The sequence below is a fragment of the Parafrankia soli genome (assembly GCF_001854695.1).
In the GTDB taxonomy this organism is placed as follows: Bacteria; Actinomycetota; Actinomycetes; order Frankiales; family Frankiaceae; genus Parafrankia; species Parafrankia soli.
Genome location: NZ_MAXA01000177.1, coordinates 1 through 1281, shown reverse-complemented (window position 1 = coordinate 1281; position 1281 = coordinate 1). Strand labels below are relative to the sequence as shown.

1 protein-coding gene is annotated in these 1281 nt (G+C 72.6%); it reads left to right on the top strand.

The features are described from left to right. Positions 1 to 8: 8 nt before the first annotated feature. Positions 9 to 1281 (top strand): IS607 family element RNA-guided endonuclease TnpB (tnpB, locus tag BBK14_RS14540; protein ID WP_071062862.1); only part of this gene is annotated, 1273 nt, incomplete at its 3' end.

The window sequence follows — 1281 nt, the reverse complement described above, 5'->3', positions numbered from 1 at the left end:
GGGTGAGCATGGTCCTGCAGGCGTACCGGTACGCCCTCGGCCCGACCCCGGCGCAGCTCGTCGCGTTGGGTCGGCACGCGGGCGCGGCGCGGTTCGCGTTCAACTGGGGCCTGGCCCGGGTGAAGGCCGCGATGGACCAGCGCGCGGCCGAGGCCACCTACGGCGTGCCCGAGGCCGAGCGGACACCGGTCCCCTGGACGATGCCGACGCTGCGCAGGCAGTGGAACGACGCCAAGGGCGAGGTCGCCTCGTGGTGGCCGGAGTGCTCCAAGGAGACGTACTCGGCCGGGCTCGACCAGCTCGCCCGTGGGTTGAAGAACTTCACTGATTCCCGCACGGGGAAACGGAAGGGGAAGCATGTCGGTTTCCCCCGGTTCAAGAAGCGCGGGAAGGCCCGCGACTCGTTCCGGTACACCACCGGCGCCTACGGCCCGGACGGCGACCGGCACGTGAAGCTGCCCCGGATCGGCCGGGTGAAGGTTCACGAACCCATGGGCGCGCTGACCGGCCGGCTCGACGCCGRCACCGCACGGCTGATGGGCGCCACGGTCTCGCGGACCGCCGGCCGCTGGTTCGTGTCGTTCACGGTGCAGGTCGCCCGCGACCTGCCCGACGCCCCGTCGCGGCGGCAGCGCAAGGGTGGGACCGTCGGGGTGGACCTCGGGGTGAAGTGCCTCGCCGTCCTGTCGACGGGCGAGAGGGTGCCCAACCCGAAGCACCTTGACGCCGCGCTGGGCCGGCTGCGCCGCGCGTCGCGCGCCTACGCCCGGTCGAAGCCGGGCAGCGTCGGGCGCCGCAAGAGGGCCGCGTGGCTGGCGTGCATCCACGCCCGGGTCGCCGGCCGGCGCCGCGACGGCCTGCACAAGCTGACCACCCGCCTGGCGACGTCCCACGACGTGGTGGTGGTCGAGGATCTCCACGTCGCCGGGATGGTCCGCAACCGCCGGCTGGCCCGTGGCGTGTCGGACACCGGCATGGCCGAAGTCCGGCGACAGCTCACCTACAAGACGACGTGGTATGGCTCGCGGCTGATCGTCGCGGACCGCTGGTACCCGTCGAGCAAGACCTGTTCCGGCTGCGGATGGCGAAACCCAAGCCTCACGCTGTCGGACCGCGCGTTCGTCTGCCAGGACTGCGCTCTGGTGATCGACCGCGACTACAACGCCTCGCTGAACCTGAGACGTCTCGCAACGGGTGCCGGAGTGGCCGGAGACCCGGGCGCGTATGCGCCGAACGCCCGTGGAGCCGACCGTAAGACCCCGCCTGCGGGGCGGGTGGCCG